Here is a 25,471-nt window from a genome sequence, read left to right as displayed (position 1 = left end):
ACCTCAGTATCTTCGCCACGGCGCGGCCGTTGGCCGGTAGTGGGGCTTGTAGGAAATGTGACGGGCATAGACCTGCCGCATCAGCGGATCGGATTTGGCCATCATGCGAAGCAGACCGACGATGACGATCCAGACGGCCACACCGAAGAGCGCCGAGTAGACCGTCAGGACAACGAAGATCAGGATCACGGCGGCGAGCCCGGTGATCAGCACCAGCTCGCGGTCGGCGCCCATCAAAAGGTTCGGACGCGACAGCGCGCGATGAATGCGATTTCGTTGCAGTCTTGAGGCAGCTTCAGCCATCTGTGCCCTCCCCTGATTTTATAGCTGGGAAGGTAGAGGTGACTTTCTCCGAAATGCCGATCGATGCACCGGTGGCGCCAAAGAGGCCGACGATCGTCGTCGCACCGAGCAGAATGCCGGCGACCAGGACGACGTACATCAGCCTGCGCGCGAAATCGTTGAGTTCGCCGCCGAAGATTAACATACCGCCAGCGATGGCAACGGCTGCGAGCGCGATGTATCCAGCGACTGGACCTGTGATCGATTGCTGGATCTGCTCCAGAGGACCTTCCCAAGGAAGGCTGCCACCACCTGAGCTCGCCATCGCCGGCACCACGAAGGCAAAATGAGTTGCTATTACTGAAAAAGCGAAAACATTGGTCTTACGCAACATGACGGGCTTCCTGTTCTTCCGTAAGGTGCTCGGACTGGATTTCGTATTCGCCTTTGGCAAAACGCTCGACGGTTATGATGTCACGGACTCTCCTGCCGCGGGGCGTGCGCTCGATCGAAACGATGAGGTCAACGGCCTCACCAATGACTTCATGCATTGGCTGTTGGCTTGCCTCTGCCGTGAGTTGTTCAAGCCGGCGGAGTGCGGACATGGCGGTGTTGGAGTGGATGGTTGCGACGCCGCCCGGATGCCCTGTGTTCCAGGCTTTAAGAAGCGTGAGGGCTGCGCCATCGCGCACCTCGCCGACGACGATGCGATCAGGTCGAAGGCGCATCGTACTTTTGAGCAAGCGGGCCATATCAACGCTGTCACTTGTGTGGAGAAGAACGGCGTTCTCGGCGGCGCACCGGATCTCCGCCGTATCTTCGAGGATCACCAGTCGATCCTCTGGCGCACTTCTTACGATTTCGTCGATCACTGCGTTGGCTAGCGTGGTTTTCCCGGAGCCGGTCCCGCCTGAAATGATGATGTTCAATCGCGAGGCGATCGCGCTTCTGATCGTTCCTGCTTGCAGGTCTGTCATGACGCCGGTGCGAACATAGTCATCGAGCGGAATGAGACGTGAGGCACGCCGGCGTATAGTGAACGCCGGTTTTGCAACGATGGGAGGCAGCAGGCCTTCGAACCGGTGCCCCCCGATTGGCAGCTCACCGGAGATGATAGGTTGATTGGTATCGACCTCGGACTGAAGAGCGTGCGCAACAGTCCCGATGACCATCTCCGCCGCAGCGGATGACATTTCCCCGGCAGGCGCTACGCCGTGACCAAGCCGTTCGATGAACAGCTTGCCGTCTGGATTGAGCATGATTTCAACGACATTACTGTCGTCGAGCGCGACGCATAGCTGATCGCCTAGCGCCTCCTGGAGCTTGCGTACAAGTCTTGGATGGGAAAGAAGCTGGGTCACGTGGCTGTCCTCAAGCGGCCTTGTGGAAGGAAGTAGCGATGAGCGACCGATAGTGCGGTGGCTGCAACCGCTGGAACGAAGCGCGGTCTGCGGGGAGAACGCCTGCAATTGCCGTGGTGACGCCAATCTTTTGAGGTGTTCCCAGTCGTTGCAATGGCCATCCGACACGGGAGAGGATCCGCTCAAACCGCAGATCCGTCACGGTGACGATGTCGCTAAAGCCGTTGACGATTGACCACTCGATGATGCCAGCAAACATTGCTTGCGTGACGTTGTTGATGGAGCTCTGCGCACTCGATCCTTGCGATTGCGTATCGACGCAAAAACGTGAGCTTTCGATCATTGCGGCGTGAGCAAAGAGCCTCCCATCTGGAAGAAGTGACGGGAAAATCTCCTGGATCATTGTCGGCCCGGTGGCGGGTAGAAGCCGTGCGCAGCCATGGACACGATCGTCACCCCCGACAGCTAGAATGTATGTTGGACGTAGATCATCGAATCGATCCATCTCCATCCCGTCATCAACGTCGACTTCCCATCCCAACCGGTCGGCGAAGACTTTTGCCCGGAGGGCGTGCTGGGCAGCGAGCAGTCTCTCTTCTTTTGCGGTTCGAGGTGTCGAAATCGCCAGTAGCTGCATGGATATCTCCGTCGATGTTGAGTCGATTGAGATATGTGCACGGATCGGAACCGAGCGGCAGTTGTAGGATTCGACAAATGAGAATCGCGCTGAGTCGCGGTAGACATGGCGACCGCATGCGTTTGGCAGAGAAATCGACTGCTTTACGGGTTCGGCAAGTTGCAGGATTCACAATAAAACAAATGAGGAACAGGAAGCTACAAGGGAGATGCTAAGTTACTGTATAAAATACGTAATCTGTTTGGGTTACCGTAGTTGGCAATGCATCGATTAAGGTTTCGTTAACCATTAAGTCCTTGCCAAGAAACTGGTTGCAGGTATCGTCACGGTAAACAGGCCGTTTCGGCTTAAAATCCGTGATAAGAGAGATCATCGTGAGCGTGGCTAAAAACGTGAATAGGCACAGCCTCCCAAGTGCTGATGAAACGATCGGGGCGCAGGCTGAACTCCTGAGCTCTCAGCTTCAGTCTATGAGCGAGGCGCTGTTCCCGCCGACTTCACAAAAGGTCCTCCGTAAGTTTACGTCGGGTGAAGCTGCTCGTTTGATCGGAATATCTGATTCCACGTTGCGCAAGATGACGCTGGCTGGTGAAGGACCGCAGCCGGAAACTACGAGTAACGGGAGGCGCCTATATAATCTCAGTGAGATCAACCAGATTCGTCGACTGCTCGCCCAATCGACACGCGGTAGAGAGACGATAGAATTTGTCCCTCACCGTCGCCCAGGTGAGCATCTGCAAGTCCTTGCCGTCACCAACTTCAAAGGCGGGTCCGGCAAAACGACAACGACAGCTCATTTGGCACAATTTCTGGCTCTCCAGGGCTATCGCGTTCTAGCCGTCGATCTCGATCCACAAGCCAGTCTTTCGGCACTGCTAGGCGTTCTTCCGGAATTGGATGTCGCGTCAAACCAGACTCTATATGCTGCAATTCGTTACGACGAAGAGCGTCGCGCACTTTCGGAGGTGATCCGGCCAACTTACTTCGACGGCCTGGATCTCGTCCCAGGTAATCTAGAACTGATGGAGTTTGAGCATACGACGCCCAGAGCGCTCAGCGCGGGGGCTTCAGGCGAAACGCTGTTCTTTGCACGAGTAGCGGCGGCGCTTGACGAGGTTGCCGACAACTACGACGTCGTCGTGATTGACTGCCCTCCTCAGCTCGGCTTCCTAACGCTCAGTGGATTGTGCGCAGCGACTGCGATGATCATCACGATTCATCCGCAGATGCTCGACATATCGTCGATGAGTCAGTTCCTTTTGATGACGCGTGATCTGCTCGGTGTAGTGCGGGATGCTGGCGGCGAACTCAAATATGATTTCATCCGCTACCTATTGACCAGATATGAGCCTCAAGACGCTCCTCAAACGAAGGTCGCGGCTCTGCTCCGTAATCTTTTTGATGACTACGTGTTGACGAATCCCATGCTGAAGTCTGCAGCGGTATCGGACGCCGGCCTGACCAAGCAGACCCTCTATGAGATTGGTCGTGAGAACATGACTCGCTCCACCTATGATCGTGCGATGGAGTCGTTGGAGGCGGTCAACTCGGAGGTTGAGACATTGATTAAGCAGGCTTGGGGTCGGGCATGAGTACCCAATTCGGTTCTCCACATAATGATATCGCGGATTGTTGGGAGCTCCCAACCATTCCGATCAGCCCATCTTCCCAGAGTGTTGAACCGCGTTTGTTGGGAGCTCCCAACAGCGAGCCAATTGATCGGGACTCTCATCCTGGAGTAAGTTCATGAGCCGCAAGGATTCCATCGACAACCTCTTCATGAAAAAGCCGGTCGTCACCGCATCGTCACCGGCCAGGTCTCCTGATCGGGTGCGCACTGGTGCAATATCGGCGATGGGGTCCTCACTCCATGAAATGGCGGAAAATGCCAAGCAAGTAACCAAGCTGCAGCAACAATTGGCCGAAGGTGAACCGGTCGTTTCCCTCGACCCGTCTGCGATCGATAACTCAAAGATAACTGATCGCATACAGCTCGAGGTCGACCCCGATTTTGAGGCGCTGGTAGCAAGTATTGCTGAACATGGGCAGCAGGTGCCGATCCTTGTTCGTCCAAATCCTGAAACTGCGGGGAGGTTTCAGATTGCATATGGACGACGCCGTTTGAGAGCTGCCGAACAGCTCGGGCGACCTGTCCGAGCAATTGTTAAAAGTCTTTCTGACAGCCAACTCTACATTGCCCAAGGCCGGGAAAATCTGGATCGGAAAGATCTATCCTTTATCGAAAAGGCCTTTTTTGCACGAAATCTGGAGGACGGTGGGTGCGACCGCGCCACTATTATTTCTGCTCTCGTTACGGATAAAGCGGATGTGAGCAGATACATTGCGGTGGCCCGACGATTGCCGGACAGTGTCGTAAACTTGATTGGCCCCGCGCCCAAGGCGGGACGCGCCAGATGGATGGCTCTGGCCGAACATCTTGCAAATCCATCAATGGTCGAAGCGGCCCAGCAGATTCTAAGAGGATATGTTGAACAGCGGCTAGACAGCGATGCGCGTCTTAGTGGCTTGCTGCGTGAGTTGTCCGGGCACCCCAAGGTAAGCAAAAAGAGATCTGAGTCGACGGACGTTTGGAGAACTCCGACGGGTAAGCGCGCAGTGAGCATCGAAGCGAACGATGGCAAGACGTCCATCGTTTTCGAAGAAAAGGCTGTTCCAGCGTTCGCCAAGTTTGTGTCAGCGAGACTGGATGAGCTTTACGAACAATTTCAAAAACAGAATCGCGAGGGGGATTGATGATGAATTGAGCCGCTGGACTGTTTCACGGTGAAGCAAAATCGGCAAAGAAAAAGCCCTCCGAAATGAATTCCGAAGAGCCTTCTCCACTTTGGTCGGTTGAGAGAATCGCACTTCTCAGAATCCCCGTCAAGAGTCTTTGACGTCGTTCCGGCGAGCGTTTTTCTGTTGCCTTTCGAAAGGTAGGAAAATGCATCCCGAAAATGTAACGACGCCCTTTGGGCGGCGGCCGGTCGTGCTTGCTCTCGTAAAGAGACAGCTGCAGACGTCTGAGACGAAACCAAACCGCCCGGTCGAAAAATGGAAGGTGTTTCGCGACGCTTGTGAGGCCCGTGAACGCCTTGGCCTCCAGGACAGGGCGCTGACTGTGCTGGACGCATTGCTGACGTTTTATCCAGAGAGCGAGCTCAACTGCGATAGTGGATTGGTGGTCTTTCCATCCAATGCTCAGCTGTCTGTCAGAGCGCACGGCATAACCGGAACGACCTTGCGGCGGCATTTGGCTGCCCTGGTCGAAGCCGGGCTCATCCAGCGCAAGGATAGTCCCAACGGAAAGCGCTACGCTCACCGGGACAAGGGTGGCGACATCGAGCAAGCCTTCGGGTTCGATCTTTCTCCACTTTTGGCTCGTGCTGCGGAACTTGCGGGTCTGGCACGGGAAGTCGCGGCTGAACGCCTGCAGTTCAGACGGGCCAAAGAGGCGCTGACTATCTGCCGGCGTGATGTACGCAAGCTAATTTCCGCCGCGATGGATGAGGGGGCCGACGGCGACTGGGAAGCCATCGAAAACATGTATGTCGGCATTGTCAGCCGACTCCCCCGCAATCCTGACCGTCGCCAGGTGGAGGCAATCCTCGACGAGATGCAGCTTTTGCGCACCGAAATCCTCAACCTTCTGGAAAATCAGTTAGATTCTCAAAATATGGACGGCAATGCTGTTCAAAATGGCTGTCACATACAGAATTCAAAACCCGAATCCATCCATGAACTTGAACCTAGCTCTGGAAAAGAGCAGGGCGGAGCCGTCGAGCTGGAAGTAGAACCCAAAGCGGTTGCTCAGCCGTTGGCAAAACCGGAACAGATTAAGGCGTTCCCACTGTCGATGGTCCTGAAAGCCTGCCCGCAGATTTTGGACTACGGGCCCGGCGGGACGATCTCCCATTGGCGCGAGCTGATGGGGGCCGCGGTGGTGGTTCGATCCATGCTTGGCGTTAGCCCGTCGGCTTACCAGGAGGCTTGCGAGGTGATGGGGCCGGAGAACGCCGCGGTTGCGATGGCTGCAATCTTGGAGAGGGCAGGGCACATCAATTCGGCAGGTGGATATCTCCGCGATCTCACGCGCCGAGCGCGGGCAGGGGAGTTCGGGCTGGGACCGATGCTAATGTCACTGATGCGTGCCAATGCGAACGGCGATCGGAAAACGGGGTGATGGGTTATACGAGGTACCAGGTAGAGGCATGATCGTACGGCAGTGGCGCCGCATTTCATACAGCACTCGTTCCACGGTTTATAGCTGGCGCGCCCTCCCATGAGAGAGCATCACCGAACTAGAGCAGCCTGGCTGCTCTGCCACTCCGTCTCGTTGCGCTATTGTAGTATTCGGATGCTTGCTGAACCGATCGATGCCGGGATTGCTCCATGGCTTCTGGAAGCGGAATGCCGCGATTGGCTGCCTCGGTCAGGTAGCCGGAGCGCAGGCCATGGGCGGAAAACTCCGCCGGGTCCAGCCCTGCCATGAAGGCGCGCTGCTTGACGATATCGTTGATGGCTTTCGGATCCAGCGCGCGCTTTGAGACATTGCCCCAGCGATCGATCGCCCGGAACACACTGCCGCTTTCGATCCTGCCGGCCTCGAGCCAGCCATTCAGCGCATCGACGGGCCGGCCGGTGAGGTAGACAACCTCTTCGTTGTCGGCGCCGCTGGTCTTGGTGCGGCTGAGTTGAATGGACAGCGAGGGCAGGGGAGCTGATCCTTCAACCGGGATAGGTGCTTCCATGACCAACTGCTCCTTACGCAGCCCCGCCACTTCGCTGCGGCGCCTCCCACCGGAGGCAAAGGCAACCATCAGGATCGCCTTGTCCCTGACATCGCGCAGGCTGCCGGCCCGGCAGGTGCCAATCAGCTTCGACAGGACATCGCCTGTCACGGCCTTGACGCTCTTGCGCCGCTTCGGGCGTGGCGTTGCACGCACCGCCAGCCGGATGGCCGACTTGAGGGCAGGGGAGGTGAAGGCACCTTGCAGTCCGCGCCATTTGGTCAGCGTCGACCAGGTTGCCAGACGTCGGCGCACGGTGTCGGGTGCATGGGGGCCTGAAGAACGGAGAAACCCTTGGAGGCGAAGCTTGTCCTCGACCTCGGCCGGCATGCCATGATCCGGATCCGTCAGACGCTTTTCCGGATCCCAGAGGTGATGAGCGACAAACTTCAGCAGCAGCGCTTCCGGCGCGGGCCAGGCGAGTGATCGTCCTGATGCCGCCAGCGACCAGGCCTGCAGGTAGGCGAGATCGGAGGTGAGCGCGCGCAGTGTATTTGCGCCCATGCCTTCGTTGACGAGATGACGGAGCGTCTCGACATCCTGGTCCGTCAGGAGCTCAGCCAATTCGTCACGGCGTTCCATTGGGAGTACGGCAGCGATGGTATCGAGTTCTTCCACACGTCGCGTAACCACATCGTCGGTCGATTTGGATGTTAGTGGCTTTCGCGTCATCGTATTCCGTCACTTTCAGGAGCACATTTGCAAAAGTTCCGGAAAGCCCGTATATTCCGGAACAAAGGAGATCTGCCATGACGTCGATTGTGACAGCAGCTGCGGTTTCGAAGAATTTCGGTGCCTACCAGGATGCCGCCGTGCGAGAGCCGGTCATCATCACCAAGAACGGCCGGCCGCGCACGGTGCTCATGGCCTATGAAGATTATCTCCGGCTGGCCAAGCGGGACCGTCGGGTCGATCTGACGGCTGCGATCAGTGACGACGAACTGGCCGCGATCGAGGCTTCGATGATGGAGCGGGGCCTGGATCATCTCAATGCCGAACTGCTGATGGACAAGAATGCTGCCGATTGAACCGAAGGTCGGCTGGGTCTTTCGCTATTCCTATCTCTGGCATTGGCAGCATCTGGACGGACGAGAGGAGGGGGACAAGGATCGCCCGGCTCTCGTGCTGGCGATTGTTGCGACGCTTCAGGACGGGACACCTGCAGTGCGTGTCCTGCCAATCACGCACTCGCCACCGTCCGATCCCAGCGAAGCAATCGAAATCCCGCCGGTTACCAAACGTCGCCTGGGTCTCGATGACGAGCGATCTTGGATCGTGTTGACCGAGAGCAACCGCTTCGTCTGGCCGGGGCCCGATATTCGCCCTGTTGACAGCGAGAGCGGATATCACGGGCCGCTGCCTCCGGCATTGTTCGAAGAGGTAAAGCGCCGGTTCGTTGAGCTCGCGAGAAGCCAGCGTCACAAGGCGACCATTCGCAGCGATTGAGCTGTTCTTCATCCTTTTGTTCGCCCTCGAATTCTGCGCGTCCAGCAGTGATCTTCGCCGTGATTTGCCACGACTTTAGGCCTTCAGAGCCGTCAGATCAATCACCACCGATAAGAGGTACTTATCGATGGTTATAACCTCAACCGCCGATCATACCATGTGGCGAACTGCAATATTTATATAGAGTTCTTTTAAAAGATCATTTACCATAATATCAATGGCTTACGATCTCGCGAAATTGCCCATTTTAAACTTGGTTGGTCCCGCTTTTGATGCTGGTTGTGGCTTTTAGCTCCCGATTTCAATTGAAGCGCTAAGCGAGAAATTCGGCACTGAAATCTCCTCTTACGATTTCACTGTGGAGTAGGGGAGGGCCAACTAAAGCCCTGATGCCTTAGTCAGATTCACGCGGAAGCGATCCCGCCGGCGCTGATATCTGCGTGTCATCTCCGCTGAAGCATGACCAAGCTGTTTCTGGACGTAACGCTCGTCGACTTCAGCGGAGGAGGCCAAGCCCGCGCGAAGGGAATGGCCGGAAAACTTTAAAGCCCGCTCGATCTCACTGAGATCGCCGCGAACGCCGGCAGCCATTGCGGCCCTTTTCACAAGCCGAGCAACCTCCTTGTCGTTCAGCCGCTCCGAGCCGATAGCTTTCCCTTGCCCGGTGACCCGGCGAAACAGAGGGCCATGAGCTAGCTTGGCGAACTTGATCCAGGTCTCGATTGCGGCGACCGGGCAGGTCGCATCGGCCGAGCCGCGACCGACCTCGACCTCTCGCCATCCGGTTTTACCTCGCAGGGTGAGGAGCATACCCTTGTCGAGGATCTCGATCCAACCGCGACCGTCCTCAGTCTGGTCGGCCTTCAGGTCGAGGCCGACGATCTCGGAGCGCCGAAGGCCGCCAGCGAAGCCGATGAGCAACATGGCCCGATCCCGTAGGCCGCGCAGGGAGCCGCGATCGAACGTTTCGACCATGGCAATGATATCCTCAGCCATGACCGCTTCCTTCTGGACAGGTGGCTTGGCGTGGCTGTTGCGGATGCCGGCCATCACGGTGGCGATATGCCGGTCCTTGCGATCGAGCGAGAGGCCACGCTGGGCATAGTTCCAGGAGAGTGAGGAGAGGCGGCGTTCGATGGTCGAGACAGAGTTCGCTTTTGCACCCCGTTCAGCCGTGCCAGAAGCGCAAGCTGTGATGTAAAGTCCGACGGTTTGCGGATGCGGGGGCAGGGGGGCCAGATTGGAGCGCCTGCACCACGCCGAAAAATGCTTCCAGTCGGCCGCGTAGGCCTTGCGCGTGTTGGCGGAACTGGCCGCCTGGACATAGCCACGAGCGCGATCGGCGAGGCTGGCAAGATGAGCAGGTGTCACGTTACCGCTAGCGAGAGAGGGGAGGGGGCTTGCGCCTGACGCCTCTGGCGCGGAAACATCACGCCCAGCCGCCGTGCTGAGAGACGGCGCTGAGGTCTCCTCGACGTGATTTTTGGTGTTTTGCTCGATGATTTGGGCCATATCTCTATAATGAGGAAAACGTCCGATAATGCAAGATTATCGGACGTTTGATCTTCGCGACAGGCTGTGCGGTTTATAACGAAAAAAGTAGCACTAACCGCACATCTGATTTATGCTGCTGCGAATGGATTCGATCACATCTGCGTCCTCTGCCACCTCCACATGGCCCGGCCACCTCCCAAGCTGGGCGCTGGCGCGTGGCCGTGAAATTGACGAGCGGGATGCTGCTTTCGCCGCAGGTATCGCGCTGAAATCACTCGACGATTTGATCCGTTCGAATACACCATGGATAGGCTGCTGGCGTGATCGTCTTGCTCTCAAGTCAGCCGCCGTCGCGGCCAGGATGCTCGGTCGCAACGAGGAAGAACCCGCGCTGCGGGACGCTGTTTTGTTGACGCCCGCGGACGGTGATCCCGGTCCTGCCGGGAAGCTGTTTTTGGCCACACGAATGCTATCCCGCCGGATCGGCATGCCGGGCACATCGTTTATAAAGGAATTGGCCACGCTTCTATCGATCCGGTGGGACGACGATCTTGCTTCGGTCGCTGATCTCGTCGATTCTGCCATTCAGTCCGGGCGTTCGGCACCTTTCGCGGTGGCGGACCTTATAATGGCGATTTCTGCGGCTCGCCCGGACGCAGAAGTGTTAGCACTTGGTCTGGGCGAGATGGTGCTGGCTCAGAAGCTGAACTGGTCTCAACCAGTTCCCCTGGTGCTACCCGAGCGCTTTGGCCCAGCTTTCCGCACCATCGGTGGCCGGGGTCGCGTCATGCCGGGTGAGTCAGCCTATTCGAAAGCGATCTGCATGGCGATTGTCGATGGCGCCGAACTGGCACTTCGTTCTGCTGCGGAGATCGATCGCCGCGCTAGCCGTTTGTTGGCCATCGCAGCCAAAGTCAGGACCAGAGGAGCTGAACCGGTCATCCGTCGGCTGTTGAACGAAGACGCTGTATCCGCTTCGGCAGCCGGGGCCAGCCTGTCACGATGGGCGGCAAGCCGGCTGTTCGAGCGGCTCGAAGGCTTTGAGGCGATACGCGAGCTCTCGGGCCGGTCCTCCTTCCGAATATTTGGATTGTGACAATGGCAGGAGCGCGCGCAGCCAAACCCCGCCGTCAAGCCCGGGAACGCAAGCAGGAGCTCCTGTATGATCGGGAGCTCTTGGACTTGCCGTCGGAAATGCGCTGGCGGGAATGGATGATGCGCGTCGAGGCGGTCATCTTTGCGTCCTCCGAGCCGGTCAGCCGCGAGACTCTGGCGCGGGTGGTCGGCAAAGACTGCAGCATCGACCTGCTGATCGACGACCTGGTCGGAGAGCTGCGAGATCGCCCTTATGAACTGGTCTCGGTCGCAGGCGGGTGGCAACACCGGAGCCGACCAAGGTTTGCCGAGACGATCCGTGCTTCGTCCGCGCCTACGCGAGGCGGCGTGGCAGCGTTGTCTGAATCTGAGGCGATGGTGCTGATGGCTGTCGGATATTACCAGCCAATCACGCGCGGTGAGTTGTCAAAGATATTTGGCAAGGACGTCAGCCGCGATACGATCGGCGGTTTGCGTGGAGCAGGTTTTATCGGCTCCGGCCCACGGAGCCCCACGCCGGGCGCCCCATATACCTATGTCACGACGCCATATTTCCTCTCGGCCTTTGGCATGGAGACATTGCGGGACCTGCCAAATATCGAGGCGCTGGAAGACGCTGGTCTCTTAAGTAAGCAGGGTGGCTCGGTGGATACTGACCCGGCCATCGGGGACGACATGTTGGAAGATTGACAGCTTTCGGCTTGGTACCGCATTGCGCACTTCACAGGTATTGAAGGCGATCCTGTGGGCGACGATCGCTGCGCACGCCGTTGGTGCTTTGGCACAGCATTTTTATTTCCGGACAGATGTCCTGCGTCGCATGACAAGCGGCTAGCATCTGATCCGCGCCTTTCCGGCTGCCGCTGCAGCTTCGGCCATGTTGACGCGGCACCAGACTTCATCTACTCACGTTTCCGGTAATGGATTCTGCCTGGCCATGGTGGCCGAACCGCTTCGCAGGATGAAGCTGATGACTCCTACTCAACTTGCCGCAGCCGGCAGAGGGGTAGAGTTGTGTCAGATTACCAACTATCGAGTTCGATCGTCGTTGTGGCGTGCGCTTTTTCTGGAGCGCTCGCGTGATGATCCGTCAGTTTTCCAGCCTGCGCCTTCAGCAAATCCAGAGCATCGGCAAATGGGTTGCGGTCACCGTCCCGATGGCGATGATTGTCGGGTCCCTTGTCGCCTTTTTCCTCTGGAGCCTCGATCGCGCCACGGAACTGCGCTTCGCCTATCCCTGGCTGATCTTTCTGATGCCGATCGCCGGTTTTGCCATGGTCTGGGCCTACGGGCGCTTCGGCGGGACGGCTGAGGCCGGCAACAATCTTATCGTCGACCAGATCCATGAGCCAGGTGGCGGCGTGCCGCTACGCATGGCGCCCTTCGTCCTCGTCTCGACTGTACTCACCCATCTTGTCGGAGGGTCGGCCGGACGCGAAGGAACGGCGGTTCAGCTGGGCGGTAGTATCGCCAGCGCCTTTGCCAAACTGTTCAAGCTATCAACCGCCGACATCCGCATCCTGCTGATGGCAGGTATCGCGGCAGGGTTTGGGGCAGTCTTCGGAACGCCGATCGCCGGCGCGATCTTTGCGCTGGAGGTGCTGACCATCGGGCGCATGCAATATGAGGCCCTTCTGCCTGCTCTGATGGCGGCCATCGTGGCCGACTGGACCTGTCATGCCTGGGGAATCGGTCATATCCAGTATCATATCGCCTATCTGTCCAATTTCGATATCGGCGGCGCCTTCAATCTCGACGGTTGGCTACTGGCGAAAGTCTCTCTGGCAGGGGTGATATTCGGGTTGGTCGCCCATCTCTTTGCCGAGGCCAGCCACGATCTGTCGGCCCTCTTGAAAAAGGTGATCAGGTACGCGCCGCTAAGGCCCGTCCTCGCAGGGCTGGTCCTGATCGGCCTGACCTATCTTCTTGGAACTCGAGCCTATCTCGGCTTGGGGGTCTGGTCGCCTGATCCGGCGGACCCGACCATTCTCGGCTTCTTCCGCCCTGATCACGTCGATTACTGGAGCTGGTTGTGGAAGGCACTGTTCACGATCATCACACTCTCGGCCGGCTTCAAGGGTGGTGAGGTGACGCCGCTGTTTTTCATCGGTGCAGGGCTTGGCAGTGCGCTCGGCGGGCTTCTCGGCGCCCCGGTCGATTTGATGGCGGGACTTGGCTTCGTCGCCGTCTTTGCTGGCGCAACGAACACGCCACTTGCCTGCATGGTCATGGGGATTGAACTCTTCGGGGCCACCCATGGCGTCTATATCGCCACCGCCTGCTTTCTCGCCTACCTCTTCAGCGGCCATTCGAGCATCTATTTGTCTCAGCGTATCGGCGTCGTCAAATCGGCTGTTTCGGACCTGCCGACCGGTGTTCCGGTGCGCGCGATCCGCACGAAGGGCGGCAGAACGCCCGCGCCTGTGGCAACGCATGCAAATTCCCTCTCCATTCACGCCAATCTGACCGAAAGGCCTATCGTCATGACCCACACCGTCTCCTCACGCGAATTCGGCATGGTGCGCATCTATCTTCGCCCAGGGGAGAAAGTGAAGGCGGCTAAGCGCTGGTTCGGCAGCAAGCCGCTCTATCGTGAACTTGTGATCCAGGCGAAAGCGGCAGGGATCATCAATGCGGTCGCTCATCACACGACGTTCGGATACAGCAACCACGGCAAGATGCAGTCAGAAGGTGTGGAGATCCAGAACCCCAATCTCACCATGTGCGTCGAACTGATCGCGCCGAAGCAGGATCTCGAGACCTTCTGCCGGACGCACGGTGAGTTGCTATGCCGCAAGGTGGTCATCTACAAGCATATCGAGCAGTGGGAAGTCCTGGGTGAAGAGATTGCGGCGCAAGACGCGCTGTCGGGTCGCTTGTCGTCATCCAGCACGTTCTGAGGAAGCGATCATGGGATTTGTCATCGTATTTCTGGGTGCAGGCGTCGGTGGTGCCGTCCGCCATGGTGTGAACCTTATAGTGGCCCATCTGCTCGGACTTGGTTTTCCATGGGCAACCTTATCGATCAATATCATCGGGTCATTGCTGATGGGTATCCTGACGGAGATTTTTGTCATGCGAACCGGGCTGCCGCAGGAACTGCGGTTGTTTCTGACAACCGGCATTCTTGGCGGTTTTACGACCTTCTCAACGTTTTCGCTGGATGCTGTAGGGCTTTGGGAAAGGGGGGAGACTAGCGCCGCCATCCTCTACGCCAGCGCTTCTGTCATCCTGGCATTCATTGCAGTGTTCGCTGGCATGGCGCTGGTGCGTGGTATGGTTGGAGGTCAAACGGCATGAAAAGTATTCTTCTTGGCTGGCCCTTCTGGGCGCTATTGTCGGCTGGCTTTGCGGCAATGACGGCTATCTTCGCAAAAGTCGGGGTCGAAAACGTCAATTCCGATTTCGCGACTTTCATTCGCACGATCGTCATTCTGGCCGCCGCCGGGATGATGGTCTATGTCACCGGAAACTGGCAATCGCCGGATACGGTGTCCGGCCGTAGCTGGAGTTTCCTTGTTCTATCGGGCCTGGCAACCGGCGCGTCGTGGATCTGCTATTTCCGGGCGTTGAAACTCGGTGATGCCGCACGCGTTGCGCCGATCGACAAGCTCAGTGTCGTCTTTGTCGCAATCTTTGCCGTACTCTTTCTGGGGGAGCGTCTGTCGCTCCCCAATTGGCTTGGCGTCTGCCTGATTGCCTGCGGCGCTGTCCTCGTCGCTTACCGCGTCTAGAGCAGATCCGATGTCGAACCCACTTCGCCTCCCGATGTGGCAGGTCTGGTACGCGTGGCACCCGGTTCTGCCCGAGGATGATCGCGTATTCTGGCTGGAGGATGTTTGGAGGCGATGGGATACGACTGCACGGCGATGGCGGTATCTCGTTTCGGAGCCACGAACAAAAAGACGCGGAAGCTGCGTCGCAGGAAATCTGAACCAGGAGGAAAATCATGCACGTTGTCGCACTCATCCCACATCCTAAAACAGCCCTTTCCAGCCTGCTCATCGCCGACGCTGCATCAGCAGTCGAACCGGGATCAACAATCACGGCGCTCCATGTCTGCGTTGATCCCGCCAAGATCGGAGGCAGCGTAGAGGAAGTCGATATGCAGGAAATGCGGATACGCGATGAGGGCACGGCCTTTCAGCGACGGGACCAAGTCAGAAATATCTTCGAGGAGTGGTCGGCAGGGGGTGAACAGTCGCCGGCCGGCGCCAAGGTCGAGTGGGTGGAAGCTGATGGTGGAGAAGAAGACGGTGTCCGCAATCATCTCAGATCGGCCGATCTGGTGACCATCGCCCGCCCGCAATCGATGGACGGCGGCGATGCCCTGCATGCGGCGCTTTTCGATCATCATCGGCTGGTGGTTTTTACGCCGGATACTAACGGCACTCCGGTTTCTTTCGGCCGCTCGATCGCCATTTTCTGGAGGGACGATGACGAAACACGTTCGTGCCTTCAAAAGGCCAGAGCTTGGCTCCGCGCTGCTGATACGGTGATAATTCTCGCAGCGCACGAGAACGACATCCCAGAGGCGGTTGCGTTCTTTCAGACATTGCATGTCAGCGGGACAGGGCGGCTGCAGACCTCCGTTGCGAAAAACGCCGACGATTTTCTGGAAAAGGCCAATGGGGGCGGCGCGGATACGCTTTTGATGGGCGCCTACCGTCATGGCGCATTCCTCGAGACCGTCTTTGGCGGGGCCACGAAGGCAGTGATGGATCACACAAGTGTGCCCGTTTTTCTCAGCCATTAGGCTACATACGACACATCCTCCTGTAGAACTTCGCCCTTGGAATCCGTTCTACAAGCCAAAGGGAGTTCAATATCCTTGAGCGCAGTGAATGAGGAGAAAATTATTTTTGCTGCCGGGTGGAATAACGCGTGATTGCCAGCGTCTCTCTCCTGTCATTTCAACAAGGAGATCACACTATGCGCAAAACAGTTCTGATGGCTCTGCCTCTTGCTTTTCTCATGTCTACTGGTGCAGCCCTTGCCGGCCCGGCCATGGAGATGGCCAAAACCCGTATTGAAGCGATTGCCAAGGGCGATGTCGCGACAATCACCAAGGAATACGGCAAGGATCCTTCCCTTGCCTGGATTGGTGGTCCGCTCGACGGCACTTATGCGTCGGAAAAGGCGATAGCGGAAGTCTGGACCAAATTCTCGACGGCACAGGGCGAACAGACCGCTACAGTCGGTGAACTCTGGGAGGCAGCCAATCCGAAGGGCGCGACCGTTGCAGCGAATGTTGTCTTTGCCGGCAAGAACAAGGTTCCCGTTCTTTACATCATGACCTATCGTGACGGAAAACTTGTCGACGAAATCTGGCAGGTCAACCCGCCTGCAAAGTAAGGCGACGGGTGGCCATGCCGGCTTCGCCGGTGTGGCCACCGATCCGAAGGGCTGATGATGTCGACAATGGCGATGCGACTGGAGGCGGAAATACCGGCATTGCGACGCTATGCCTTCGCGCTTCTGCGTGATCACAACCGTGCCGACGATCTCGTACAGGATTGCCTTGAGCGTGCGATATCACGCTGGTATCTGCGCCGGACTGATGGTGACCTGCGGGCATGGCTGTTTACCATCATGCGAAACCTGCACATCTCGGCTGGACGCCAATCCCAGCGCCGGGGTCCACACCACGACCTCGATACCGTCACGCTCCCCGGATCGCCAGCCGATCAGGATCATGGCATTGCCGTGCGCGATATACTCGAAGCGCTCGATAGGCTTTCCGACGATCAAAAATCGCTTTTGCTTCTGGTTGGCGTCGAGGATCTGTCCTATGAGCAGGCTGCTGCCGTCATTGGTGTGCCGGTAGGAACCGTGATGTCGCGGCTGTCGCGCGCCAGGCAGAAATTCCGATCTATCCTAGACAACAAGACGCCCGTGACCTTGCGAAGGGTAAAATGATGAACACCGGTTCGCCGATCGGCGAAGATGATCTTCAGGCTTACATCGACGGAAAGCTGACGCCTGACCGTCAGGCGCTTGTCGACGCCTATCTTGCTGGTCATCCTGAAGTGAGCGCAAGGGTCACGCAACAGCTTGCGGACCGGGAAGCCTTGCGAGTGCGGCTATCTGAAAAATTCGCAGAGCCCATTCCAGCGCGGCTGCGCATCGCCAACCTTCAGTCCAACGCAGCTTTGCGAAGACGAGGCTGGTATCGCTCCGCCATGACCGCTTGCATCTTCCTGGGTTTAGGCCTGGCCGGTGGCTGGTGGCTAAAGCCTGAAGGCGTGCAAATCAACGCAGCGCGATTGTCCGAGGCGGGTTTTGCCGCGAATGCATCTGACGCCTATCGGACCTTCGTGGTCGAAGTAGCCCATCCGGTCGAAGTTGGAGCGGATGACGAGGCACATCTGGTCACATGGCTGTCGAAGCGATCCGGCCGGGCACTGACGCCACCGAACCTTTCGGCATTCGGGTATAAGCTGCTCGGCGGACGCGTCCTTCCGGGCGGTGGCGCTGCGGCTGCACAACTCATGTACGAGGATGACAAAGGCGAGAGGCTGGCCGTTTATCTACGCGCCGGCCAATCAGCGCAGACAGCGTTCACGTTTGAAGAGAAAAACGGCGTGTCCAGCTTTGTCTGGGTGGATCAGGGGTTCGATTTCGCGGTATCCGCCTCGGTCGATCGGGCAAAGCTTCTTCCGATCGCAACTGCGATTTATCAAGGAATGATTTGAAACCGGGTCAATCTCAATGTCAAAAATGACTGCGGCATTGTACGAACGCCGCAGTCAACTTGTTTCGGGGTTGCCTTTAACAGGCAGCCAAACTGTTAGTTGCTCTGCAAGACCGTAGTTGCTGACGGTTCTGTTCCCTCAACGAGGATAACCTTAGGTGTCTTGGAGGCTTCGCCCGGTTTAACGATGGAGCGGGTCGGACTGGTGGCCGATGCCATCGCGGCACCTTTGGCATCCGTCTTGAACGCCACGATCGGTTCCGGCTGACCTTCGAACAACAGCGCATAAGCCGTGTCCGGCTTCAATTTCGATACGCTGAGATCTACGATATCGATCAGGCCAAGATTGCGCGAGACGACCATGCCGCCCCCTTGCGCATCTGCGGCAGGCTTCAGCATAAGTGTGATGTTCTCCGGCATGTCCTTGCGTGGTTCAAGGTTTTGGCGGCCATCGCCTGTCGGGACCGCATCCGGAACGTAGATCAGCGCTTGTGGGGCCTGGCCTGAGGGGATATGGGCGATCTTCTCATTCTTCTGCGTGTCGATCACGTCCACCGCGTCGCCGTTTTCAAGGCCAACAAAGACGCGGCTGCCGTCGCCAGAACCCCAGACACCGTGCGGCAGGGCGCCGACGGGAATGGTGGCTATCAGCTTGGCCTCGTCGTCTAGCGTGTAGACTTTTACGACGTTCTCGCCGCCGATGGTCACATAAGCCAATGTTCCGGTGGATGTTTTGGCGAACGCCAGATGGTTGGTGATCGGACCGCTATCGATCACGCCCTTGACTTTCAATGTCTTGGTATCAATCCGCGTCACCTTGCCGACATCCTTGTGGGTTAGCCAAGCTTCCTTTCCATCTGGCGTCACCTGAATGAAAGGCGAGAATGGCGAGACCACCGGAATGGATGCAAGCAGCTTTTTCGACGCTACATCGAACACCTGAACGACCGGATTGAAGCTGTTGGCCACAAAGGCGCGCTTGCCGTCTGGCGTAAAGATCGTCATGCCGGGACCGCTTTCGGTCTTGATGCGATCGGTCTCCTTGAATGTCTTCGCATCGATGACCGAAAGGTAATCCTCGCCCCGCACTGTTGCCCAGACGTGTTTGCCATCCGGCGTGAAGAAGGCCTCGTGCGGGTTGCGGCCGATATAGGCGGCGCCTTTGATCTTGTTTGTCTCGGTATCGATGAAGGTCACGGAATTGGTCACTGTCGAGACGGCGACGATAGTGCGGTGATCCGGCGAGAAGCCAAGGCCGTGGACGTTGACCTCACCCTTGTAGAGCGGGCTCAAGACATTCGGGCGTGGGTCGCCGAGCTTGATCAGGCCGAGAAGCGTGTTGGTCGATGGATCGATGACAGATACGGTGTTGCTGTTCTGGTCAGCAGCATAGACCCGGTCCTTGGATTCGGGCAGGGCAAAGGCTGGGGTGCTCGCCATCAGGGCGATCAGCAGGGCTGCGGAACGTTTCATTTCGAAGTCTCCGGGTTGGCGGCGACGGAGCCGCGCTGTTGTGTGAGCATCGAATTCATCAACTGAATTTCGTAAGCCTGCTCTGTGATGATCGACTGGGCGAGGTTTCGGATCTGCGGATCTTTGGTGGTGAGCAACACAGCCTTGGCCATGTCGATGGCGCCCTGGTGATGTGGGATCATCTGCGCCAGAAAATCGTGGTCTGGATTGCCTGTTTCAGGTACCGCCATCATGCCGGCATGCATTTTGTCCATGGCGACCTTCATGCTTTTGGAGAACGCAGTGGAAGTGCCGCTATCTTCCATGCTCATTGCCGGATGGTGGTCGTGGGACTGCTCAGCAGATGCACTTCCCACAAAGACAAAACTGGCAACAAGTATGAAACTGTAGACGCGCATGGCGGAATCCTTTTGGCTTGAGTGGATAAGAACGCTGTGGGTCGCCGTTTATTCCATTGCTCATCCGTATTTGTCCTCACGTCGGCGTGAGCGGTTGGCACGCGCGGCACTATGCCGGTCTGCGCTAAGAATTATGGAAGGCGGATCTTGACTCGAAGCGTGCCCAAATACTGCTTGCTCATATGCCGCCAAGAGGATCACGCGCGTTGCATCTAATCTGCATGTGAACGATGTCTGAGGGCGATACCCGCAGCGGATTGCGGTATGGAGAATGAACGGCCGGTTGGAACAGGGCGAAAAAGCAGACATTCTAAGCCGTTCGACGACGGCGCCCAGTCGTCCGTCTTTTCAGAGGAAAACCAGCCTGGTCGATCGTAGGAAAACTTCCCTCAGAGAATTCCGCCACTCTCAGATTTTGGTTTCACTCCAGGCTGGCGGTGGCTTTCATGACTGCTTTAGCGACCTCGTTGAAACTCATTTCAATCCGAACCTGTTGGCCGTTGACGAAAAACGATGGCGTGCCGGCCACGCCGAATTTTTTGTTCGCTTCGGTCGTCGCAGCATTGAGCTTGTCGAGATAGGCCTGATCGGCGACAGCGCGATCGAAACCCGCGCGGTTGATGCCCATGCTAGCGGCGATCTCGCGCAATGCATCCTCGGCATTGGCGGCGCCGGCAATCTCATCGAATTTCGTCATGAAGGACGATACCGTCTCGTCGAATTTGTCTCGGCCCCGCGCATTCGCCAGCATGAAGATAACGGCATCCACCGAGTTTCGCACGAAGGGCCGGTACGCGATCTTCAACTTACCCGATGCGACATATGTATCCTGCAGTTTCGGCAGGTCTCGTTCATGGAAGTCGATGCAGTGGCTGCAGGTTGGGGAGGAATAGACGACCAGCGTCACTGGAGCGGTCTTCTCGCCAACGAAGCTGTCTTGGAATACGGCCGGGTTCATCAAATCCTGCAAGGGTTCGGCCTTGGCCGATGTCACGCATCCCAAAGCAATGCCGACGATCACGGCCATCATACGAAACGTCATGTCTTCTCCTGTTCGGTTACGAGAAAAAACACTCCGGCATGAGCAATGCCGGAGTGTTTCGATCATCAGTCGGCCTTGAGGCAGGGCGAGACGAAGAGCGAGCGGTCAAGAGTGCCCTTGATCGTCTTGGCCGCGACCAGCAGCCACATGCAGACAAGCGCAATAACAAGAACCGCGCCAAAGATTGCGATAGACGACATCGGCACCATCGTTGAGAGACGAAGAGTGGCGACGGCAAACACGCCAAGCGGGAAGGTATAGCCCCACCAGCCGATATTGAATGGCAGGCCCTCGCGAAGGTAGCGCAGGGTGATCAGGACAGCAGTCGCCAGCCACCAGATGCCGTAGCCCCACAGGAGGATCGCGCCGAGGAAGCTGGCGCCACCGAAGGCCGGAGCAACGCTCGCCAATCCATTCGCCGACAACACGGCGGGTCCGGTCTGGCTCATGACGAGAAGACCAAGGGCACCGGTTCCGATCGGGCCGAGAGCCAGCCAACTCGAGGCGGCCATGTTGACATGCGGAAGCTTGTGGACCGCCATGCGCAGGAAAAGGATCACGAGCACGCTCATGGCCAGCGGAACCGAGCAGGCCCATAGGACCAGGCTGGTCATCAGCACCGTCAACTGCGTTTGAGCGTCGGCGATGTGGGGCAAAAGCAGGCCACCGCTGACGGCCGCCACCTCGCTCGCCACGATCGGCAGCAGCCAGACCGCCGTCATTTGGTCGATCGAGTGCGATTGGCGCGTAAACATCATGAACGGGATTGCAAGACCGCAGGCCAGCGACAGTGTGACGTCGATCCACCAGAGCGTCGTTGCGATTGCCACCGCCGTGTCGCCGATATGCGGGATGCCGTAGATCAGAAAGCCATTGATGATGGTGGCCAGTCCCATCGGGATGCAGCCAAAAAACATCGACACGACAGAATGCGAGAAGACGCGGCTTGCCTCATGAAAATAGAGCAGCCAGCGTGCCGTGTAGAGCGTTGTGCAGGTGGCAAACAACAGGATATTGAAGAGCCAAAGCGCCTGACCGATCGCGAAAAGCCACGGATGCCCAGGAAATTGTGCGAGAGCGACCGAAAGAATGCCGGTGCCCATCGTGGTCGCGAACCAATTTGGCGTAAAGTTCCGTATGACATAGCCCTGCATGGGAACGTCCTGGGCTGGCGTGACCGGCCTCTTGAAGGCAACAACCTTGTGCATCGAATTTCTCCTGATCGTTGAGGAGAAAATACGGGGGTACATCGATCAGTTCCAACGCATAGTTCAGGATATTTCGATCGCCGTTTTCGATTGATCGAGTTTTGCGGCGGCAGCTTCGAAAACCGCGTGAAGGCGGTCGCGCAGCGTCGGCGAGGTATTGATCAGCGTCGGGCTCGGATGGGGGCAGAGGATCACCTCAATGCCGGCATCCACCAGTACCCCTTCAGCACCGCTCGCCACCGCGCCCGCCAGGATGGCGACACGTAGGTTCGGCAGCAGCGGCAGAAGGCCTGCAAGTCCCATGATGCCCTCGCGCCGCTCGCTGGCCACGATCGAGCCTCGGGTTGCGCGGACCCACGGGACCGTATTCCACAGAACGATGTCTCGGCGCGATATCCCTGCGCCAGTCAGCGCCGTGCGCAGGTTCTTCGCCGTGCCGGTCGGGTTATCGATCGAAACGAAACGCCGGCCGCGTTCGACCGGACTTGGTCCAGGCGTCTCCAAAAGGATCAGCAGTCTTGCGCTGATACCGCCATCGTATGGATCGAAGTTCGGCATATCCCGGTCGGAGTTAAGCTGAAGGTGCTCCCGGAAGGCGTTCAATGGCTGCATATGCGCGCTGTCAAGCGCGGCCAACCGCTCCTCGCGTCGATGCTCGTGCCAGAGCGTATCAGGTCCGCGATAGGTCATCGTGCCTGTTCCGACAACAGGGCTTCGAACGCATCGGCCGCCTTGGAGCGATACCGCTCCTTATGCCGGAGGAGGAAGAATGGGCGCGGAAGCGGAGAAGCATTGGCCTCGACCAGCAGGCCGCTGTTGAGTTCGGTCTGGGCAGCACTTCGCGATGTCAGTGTTGCCCCCATGCCGGCCTCGACTGCGCCGAGCACGGCCTCGTTTCCGGGCAGGACAATTGCAACGTTCAACGCCTGCAGCTTCAATTTCTCTTTCGTCATCATCGTCTCGAAGGCGAGCCGTGTTCCCGATCCGGGCTCGCGAAGAACCCATGTCGCGTCTTCAAAATCGGCCTTTCCGAGCTTTTTGCCTTTGGCCCATGGATGAGTTGGCGACACGACGAGGATCATCTCATCCGTGGCGATCATGCGCGACAACAAGGCCGGTCTGTCGACCGCGCCCTCTACAACGCCGAGCTCAACCCGCCCTGCCTCAACCGCGTCGCCTACCGCCTCGGTATTGCCGATCCTGACGTCGAGACCGAGACCAGGATAGCGTGCGTGGAAAGTCGCAAGCCTGGAGGGCAGCCAATAGGCGCCAACAGTCTGGCTCGCCATAACAGACAATTCCCCGCGCAAAAGTCCGGCAAGGTCGCTTAGCGCAGACTCGGCGGCTTTCGCTTCAGCCAAGACCTGAAGTGCATGCTCGAGAAAGATCGTTCCGGTTTGGTTTAGGACGATAGAACGACCGATCCGGTCGAACAAAGCCACGCCGTGCCGTTCCTCAAGCGCGATGACCGCAGCACTGACGGCCGACTGCGTCATGTTCATCGCTTTGGCAGCCTTGGTGATGTGCTGTTGGCGGGCGACTTCGGCGAAGATGCGCAACTGGTCGAGGGTCATGAAGATAGCAACCTTGAATCTGCTCCGAGTTATAATCGATTTTTCCGAATGTTCGTAGCAAAATTATGCGATGGAACTGATGCAGAATGGCGCTAGTTTTCTCCTACCAGACACGGAGGAAATACCATGCTGAAATCCATCATCACCGGCGCGGCGATTCTTGTCGCCACGACAGCACCAACGCTTGCCGCCGATATCCACGTCTATGGTCCCGGTGGACCACTCCCTGCCATGAAGGAGGCGGCAGCCGCCTTCGAGAAAAGCTCCGACAACAAGGTTATCGTTACCGCCGGCCCGACGCCGCAATGGATCGGCAAGGCTAAAGACAATGCCGACCTGATCTTCAGCGGCTCCGAGACGATGATGTCGGATTTCGTGAAGGCGATGGACGGCCAGATCAAGGACGCTGATGTCGTGCCGCTCTACCTGCGCCCATCCGCTATCCTGGTGCGTCCGGGGAACCCGGAGAAGATCACCGGCCTCGCTGATCTGTTCAAGCCCGGCCACAAAGTGCTTGTCGTCAATGGTGCCGGGCAGAACGGTCTTTGGGAAGACATGGCCGGACGAACCGGCGACATTGAAAAGGTGAAAGCTCTTCGCGCCAATATCAAGACGTTTGCCGCCAACAGTGCCGAAGCCAAAAAAGCCTGGACCGAGGACAAGTCTTACGACGCGTGGATCATTTGGAACATCTGGCAGGTCGCCAATCCAAAACTCGCAGATGTCGTCGAGGTCGAACCGGACTATCGCATCTATCGAGACACCGGGATCGTGCTGACTGAGCGCGGAGGCAAGAATGCCGACGCCAAAGCGTTTTCGCAATTCCTTCAGGGCCCTGAGGCCAAGGCGATCTTTGCCAAGGCCGGCTGGACCACGCCCTCGAAATAACCCTATACCGTCTCAGGAAAGATAACGACAATGCAATCCACTCCCAAAAAGATCGCTGTGACCGGTGCTGCCGGCCAGATCTGCTATTCCCTGCTGTTTCGGCTGGCGAATGGTGACCTTTATGGCAAGTCGCAGCCGATCGAACTTCGACTTCTCGATCTGCCTCAAGCCCAGGACGCCGTACGCGGCGTTGTCATGGAGCTGGAAGACTGCGCCTTTCCGCTGCTGCACAACATCGTCATGACGGATGATCCCCGCCAGGCGTTCGAAGGTGTCGATGCGGCGTTCCTCGTCGGCTCCAGACCGCGATCAAAGGGTATGGAACGGCGGGACCTGCTTGCTGCGAATGCAGAGATCTTCAAGGTGCAGGGCAGGGCGATCAACGAAGTCGCCGGACGCCGGGCCAAAATTTTGGTGGTTGGCAACCCTGCCAACACCAACGCTTCCATCCTGATCGCCAATGCTCCGGACTTTAACCCAAGGCAGGTCAGCTCGATGATCCGGCTTGATCACAACAGGGCGTTGACCCAACTGGCGCGCAAGGCCGCCTGTGGCGTCGGCGACATCGACAAGCTCGTTGTGTGGGGCAATCACTCGCCGACCATGTTTGCCGACTGGACCTATGCAACGGCTGCCGGAAGGCCCTTATCCGAGACCATCGCCGACGACCATTGGTACAAGGAGGTGCTGATCCCTGAGATCGCAAGGCGTGGCACCGCCATCATAGAGGCGCGCGGCGCGTCGTCCGCGGCATCCGCCGCCAATGCAGCGATCGATCAGATGCGTGATTGGATGCATGGCACGGATGGGCGCTGGACATCGATGGCTGTTATATCGCAGGGGCAGTATGGCATACCGGAGGGTCTGGTGTGTGGCGTACCTGTGATGTGCGAGGACGATGATTATAGCGTCGTTGAAGGTCTCGATCTGGATGGGTTTCAGAAGAGTAAGCTGGACAAAACGATAGAAGAGCTTGTCGGAGAGCGCGACGCCTTATCCTGATACGGTGGGATGGGAAGGCTGGCACAGAACCTGTGCGGAGATTGCACGCCTGTTCTCCGCAAAATTTCTGAGAATAGGCGCCAGCCT

The 25,471-nt window shown here is 57.8% G+C and carries 28 protein-coding genes, 1 pseudogene and 1 riboswitch; of the genes and pseudogenes, 17 read left to right on the top strand and 12 right to left on the bottom strand.

Features of this window, described 5'->3' with window-relative positions:
• Window positions 1–3: 3 nt before the first annotated feature.
• Genes QO005_RS19370 through traI form a run of 4 tightly spaced genes read right to left on the bottom strand, consistent with a single transcriptional unit; the run spans window position 4 to window position 2,280 of the window.
• Entirely contained in the window at window positions 4–303 is a 300-nt protein-coding gene (locus QO005_RS19370) for a conjugal transfer protein TrbD (protein ID WP_172891011.1), read from the bottom strand.
• Window positions 296–676: a TrbC/VirB2 family protein gene (locus tag QO005_RS19365; protein ID WP_112635405.1), complete on the bottom strand. Its 381-nt coding sequence runs from the start codon at window positions 674–676 to the stop codon at window positions 296–298. Before QO005_RS19365 ends, QO005_RS19370 begins: the two co-directional genes overlap by 8 nt.
• Window positions 666–1,643, bottom strand: a complete 978-nt coding sequence (trbB, locus tag QO005_RS19360; protein WP_112635407.1) for a P-type conjugative transfer ATPase TrbB — start codon at window positions 1,641–1,643, stop codon at window positions 666–668. Before trbB ends, QO005_RS19365 begins: the two co-directional genes overlap by 11 nt.
• A gap of 10 nt (window positions 1,644–1,653) precedes the next feature.
• Window positions 1,654–2,280: an acyl-homoserine-lactone synthase gene (gene traI / locus QO005_RS19355; protein WP_112635409.1), complete on the bottom strand. Its 627-nt coding sequence runs from the start codon at window positions 2,278–2,280 to the stop codon at window positions 1,654–1,656.
• Window positions 2,281–2,654: 374 nt separating this feature from the next.
• On the opposite strand from traI, the gene repA reads away from it, so the two are divergent.
• From repA to repC, 3 genes are all read left to right on the top strand, one after another.
• Window positions 2,655–3,872: a plasmid partitioning protein RepA gene (repA, locus tag QO005_RS19350; RefSeq protein ID WP_112635415.1), complete on the top strand. Its 1,218-nt coding sequence runs from the start codon at window positions 2,655–2,657 to the stop codon at window positions 3,870–3,872.
• Window positions 3,873–4,026: 154 nt separating this feature from the next.
• On the top strand, window positions 4,027–5,034 hold the full coding sequence (repB, locus tag QO005_RS19345) for a plasmid partitioning protein RepB (RefSeq protein ID WP_112635411.1): 1,008 nt from the start codon (window positions 4,027–4,029) through the stop codon (window positions 5,032–5,034).
• Between the two features lie 190 nt (window positions 5,035–5,224).
• A complete protein-coding gene (gene repC / locus QO005_RS19340; protein WP_307159683.1) occupies window positions 5,225–6,463 on the top strand; it encodes a plasmid replication protein RepC in 1,239 nt (412 codons plus the stop codon).
• Between the two features lie 118 nt (window positions 6,464–6,581).
• Here the strand turns inward: repC and QO005_RS19335 are convergent, their stop codons facing one another.
• Window positions 6,582–7,652, bottom strand: a complete 1,071-nt coding sequence (locus QO005_RS19335) for a site-specific integrase (protein WP_370878116.1) — start codon at window positions 7,650–7,652, stop codon at window positions 6,582–6,584.
• Between the two features lie 167 nt (window positions 7,653–7,819).
• Here QO005_RS19335 and QO005_RS19330 point away from each other — a divergent pair, with 167 nt between their 5' ends.
• Window positions 7,820–8,098: a type II toxin-antitoxin system Phd/YefM family antitoxin gene (locus tag QO005_RS19330; RefSeq protein WP_112828854.1), complete on the top strand. Its 279-nt coding sequence runs from the start codon at window positions 7,820–7,822 to the stop codon at window positions 8,096–8,098.
• Window positions 8,085–8,516, top strand: a complete 432-nt coding sequence (locus tag QO005_RS19325) for a plasmid maintenance toxin (PemK-like) (RefSeq protein WP_244713794.1) — start codon at window positions 8,085–8,087, stop codon at window positions 8,514–8,516. The genes QO005_RS19330 and QO005_RS19325 overlap by 14 nt, the downstream gene beginning before the upstream one ends.
• Before the next feature lie 378 nt (window positions 8,517–8,894).
• Here QO005_RS19325 and QO005_RS19320 read toward each other — a convergent pair whose 3' ends face one another.
• On the bottom strand, window positions 8,895–10,028 hold the full coding sequence (locus tag QO005_RS19320) for a site-specific integrase (RefSeq protein ID WP_307159682.1): 1,134 nt from the start codon (window positions 10,026–10,028) through the stop codon (window positions 8,895–8,897).
• 124 nt (window positions 10,029–10,152) lie between these two features.
• Here QO005_RS19320 and QO005_RS19315 point away from each other — a divergent pair, with 124 nt between their 5' ends.
• The 10 genes and pseudogenes from QO005_RS19315 (at window position 10,153) to QO005_RS19270 (ending at window position 17,800) form a co-directional block, all read left to right on the top strand.
• Window positions 10,153–11,106 carry a DUF1403 family protein gene (locus tag QO005_RS19315; RefSeq protein ID WP_307159681.1) on the top strand — a complete coding sequence of 318 codons (954 nt, stop codon included), beginning with the start codon at window positions 10,153–10,155 and terminating at the stop codon, window positions 11,104–11,106.
• A 2-nt stretch (window positions 11,107–11,108) separates the two neighbouring features.
• A complete protein-coding gene (scpB, locus tag QO005_RS19310; RefSeq protein ID WP_307159680.1) occupies window positions 11,109–11,795 on the top strand; it encodes an SMC-Scp complex subunit ScpB in 687 nt (228 codons plus the stop codon).
• Window positions 11,796–11,826: 31 nt separating this feature from the next.
• Window positions 11,827–11,940, top strand: a pseudogene (locus tag QO005_RS19305) (cytochrome b); the annotation flags it as partial.
• 72 nt (window positions 11,941–12,012) lie between these two features.
• A riboswitch (Fluoride riboswitch) is annotated at window positions 12,013–12,092 on the top strand.
• A 95-nt stretch (window positions 12,093–12,187) separates the two neighbouring features.
• Window positions 12,188–14,005, top strand: coding sequence for a voltage-gated chloride channel family protein (locus tag QO005_RS19300; RefSeq protein ID WP_307159697.1), 1,818 nt, complete (start codon window positions 12,188–12,190; stop codon window positions 14,003–14,005).
• A 10-nt stretch (window positions 14,006–14,015) separates the two neighbouring features.
• A complete protein-coding gene (gene crcB, locus QO005_RS19295; RefSeq protein ID WP_165137468.1) occupies window positions 14,016–14,405 on the top strand; it encodes a fluoride efflux transporter CrcB in 390 nt (129 codons plus the stop codon).
• A complete protein-coding gene (locus QO005_RS19290) occupies window positions 14,402–14,839 on the top strand; it encodes an EamA family transporter (RefSeq protein ID WP_307159679.1) in 438 nt (145 codons plus the stop codon). The genes crcB and QO005_RS19290 overlap by 4 nt, the downstream gene beginning before the upstream one ends.
• A 215-nt stretch (window positions 14,840–15,054) precedes the next feature.
• Window positions 15,055–15,861, top strand: a complete 807-nt coding sequence (locus QO005_RS19285) for a putative universal stress family protein (RefSeq protein ID WP_307159678.1) — start codon at window positions 15,055–15,057, stop codon at window positions 15,859–15,861.
• A 176-nt stretch (window positions 15,862–16,037) separates the two neighbouring features.
• Complete coding sequence (locus tag QO005_RS19280; protein ID WP_307159677.1) at window positions 16,038–16,460, top strand: nuclear transport factor 2-like protein; 423 nt, start codon at window positions 16,038–16,040, stop codon at window positions 16,458–16,460.
• Window positions 16,461–16,517: 57 nt separating this feature from the next.
• Window positions 16,518–17,024, top strand: a complete 507-nt coding sequence (locus QO005_RS19275) for a sigma-70 family RNA polymerase sigma factor (RefSeq protein ID WP_081177394.1) — start codon at window positions 16,518–16,520, stop codon at window positions 17,022–17,024.
• Complete coding sequence (locus QO005_RS19270) at window positions 17,021–17,800, top strand: anti-sigma factor family protein (protein WP_307159676.1); 780 nt, start codon at window positions 17,021–17,023, stop codon at window positions 17,798–17,800. The genes QO005_RS19275 and QO005_RS19270 overlap by 4 nt, the downstream gene beginning before the upstream one ends.
• Window positions 17,801–17,895: 95 nt before the next feature.
• Here the strand turns inward: QO005_RS19270 and QO005_RS19265 are convergent, their stop codons facing one another.
• The 6 genes from QO005_RS19265 to QO005_RS19240 all read right to left on the bottom strand — a co-directional run bounded on the left by QO005_RS19265 (window position 17,896) and on the right by QO005_RS19240 (window position 23,494).
• Entirely contained in the window at window positions 17,896–19,272 is a 1,377-nt protein-coding gene (locus tag QO005_RS19265) for a YncE family protein (protein ID WP_307159675.1), read from the bottom strand.
• Window positions 19,269–19,670 carry a DUF305 domain-containing protein gene (locus QO005_RS19260; protein ID WP_075632868.1) on the bottom strand — a complete coding sequence of 134 codons (402 nt, stop codon included), beginning with the start codon at window positions 19,668–19,670 and terminating at the stop codon, window positions 19,269–19,271. Before QO005_RS19260 ends, QO005_RS19265 begins: the two co-directional genes overlap by 4 nt.
• A 421-nt stretch (window positions 19,671–20,091) precedes the next feature.
• Window positions 20,092–20,712, bottom strand: coding sequence for a DsbA family protein (locus tag QO005_RS19255; RefSeq protein ID WP_176218724.1), 621 nt, complete (start codon window positions 20,710–20,712; stop codon window positions 20,092–20,094).
• 65 nt (window positions 20,713–20,777) lie between these two features.
• On the bottom strand, window positions 20,778–21,920 hold the full coding sequence (locus QO005_RS19250) for a TDT family transporter (protein WP_307159674.1): 1,143 nt from the start codon (window positions 21,918–21,920) through the stop codon (window positions 20,778–20,780).
• Between the two features lie 63 nt (window positions 21,921–21,983).
• Complete coding sequence (locus QO005_RS19245; RefSeq protein WP_081177383.1) at window positions 21,984–22,610, bottom strand: uracil-DNA glycosylase family protein; 627 nt, start codon at window positions 22,608–22,610, stop codon at window positions 21,984–21,986.
• On the bottom strand, window positions 22,607–23,494 hold the full coding sequence (locus QO005_RS19240; RefSeq protein ID WP_081177384.1) for a LysR family transcriptional regulator: 888 nt from the start codon (window positions 23,492–23,494) through the stop codon (window positions 22,607–22,609). The genes QO005_RS19245 and QO005_RS19240 overlap by 4 nt, the downstream gene beginning before the upstream one ends.
• 126 nt (window positions 23,495–23,620) lie before the next feature.
• Here QO005_RS19240 and QO005_RS19235 point away from each other — a divergent pair, with 126 nt between their 5' ends.
• Both QO005_RS19235 and QO005_RS19230 read left to right on the top strand, forming a co-directional pair.
• On the top strand, window positions 23,621–24,382 hold the full coding sequence (locus QO005_RS19235; protein WP_140831800.1) for a substrate-binding domain-containing protein: 762 nt from the start codon (window positions 23,621–23,623) through the stop codon (window positions 24,380–24,382).
• Between the two features lie 30 nt (window positions 24,383–24,412).
• The gene (locus tag QO005_RS19230) at window positions 24,413–25,384 is read left to right on the top strand and encodes a malate dehydrogenase (RefSeq protein WP_307159673.1); all 972 of its coding nucleotides are present in this window, start codon (window positions 24,413–24,415) and stop codon (window positions 25,382–25,384) included.
• The last annotated feature ends 87 nt before the right edge of the window (window positions 25,385–25,471 follow it).

The organism is Allorhizobium paknamense (assembly GCF_030815125.1).
Classification (GTDB): domain Bacteria; phylum Pseudomonadota; class Alphaproteobacteria; order Rhizobiales; family Rhizobiaceae; genus Allorhizobium; species Allorhizobium paknamense.
The sequence above is the reverse complement of the archived record's forward strand: the minus strand, read 5'-3'. Positions and strand labels throughout refer to the sequence as shown.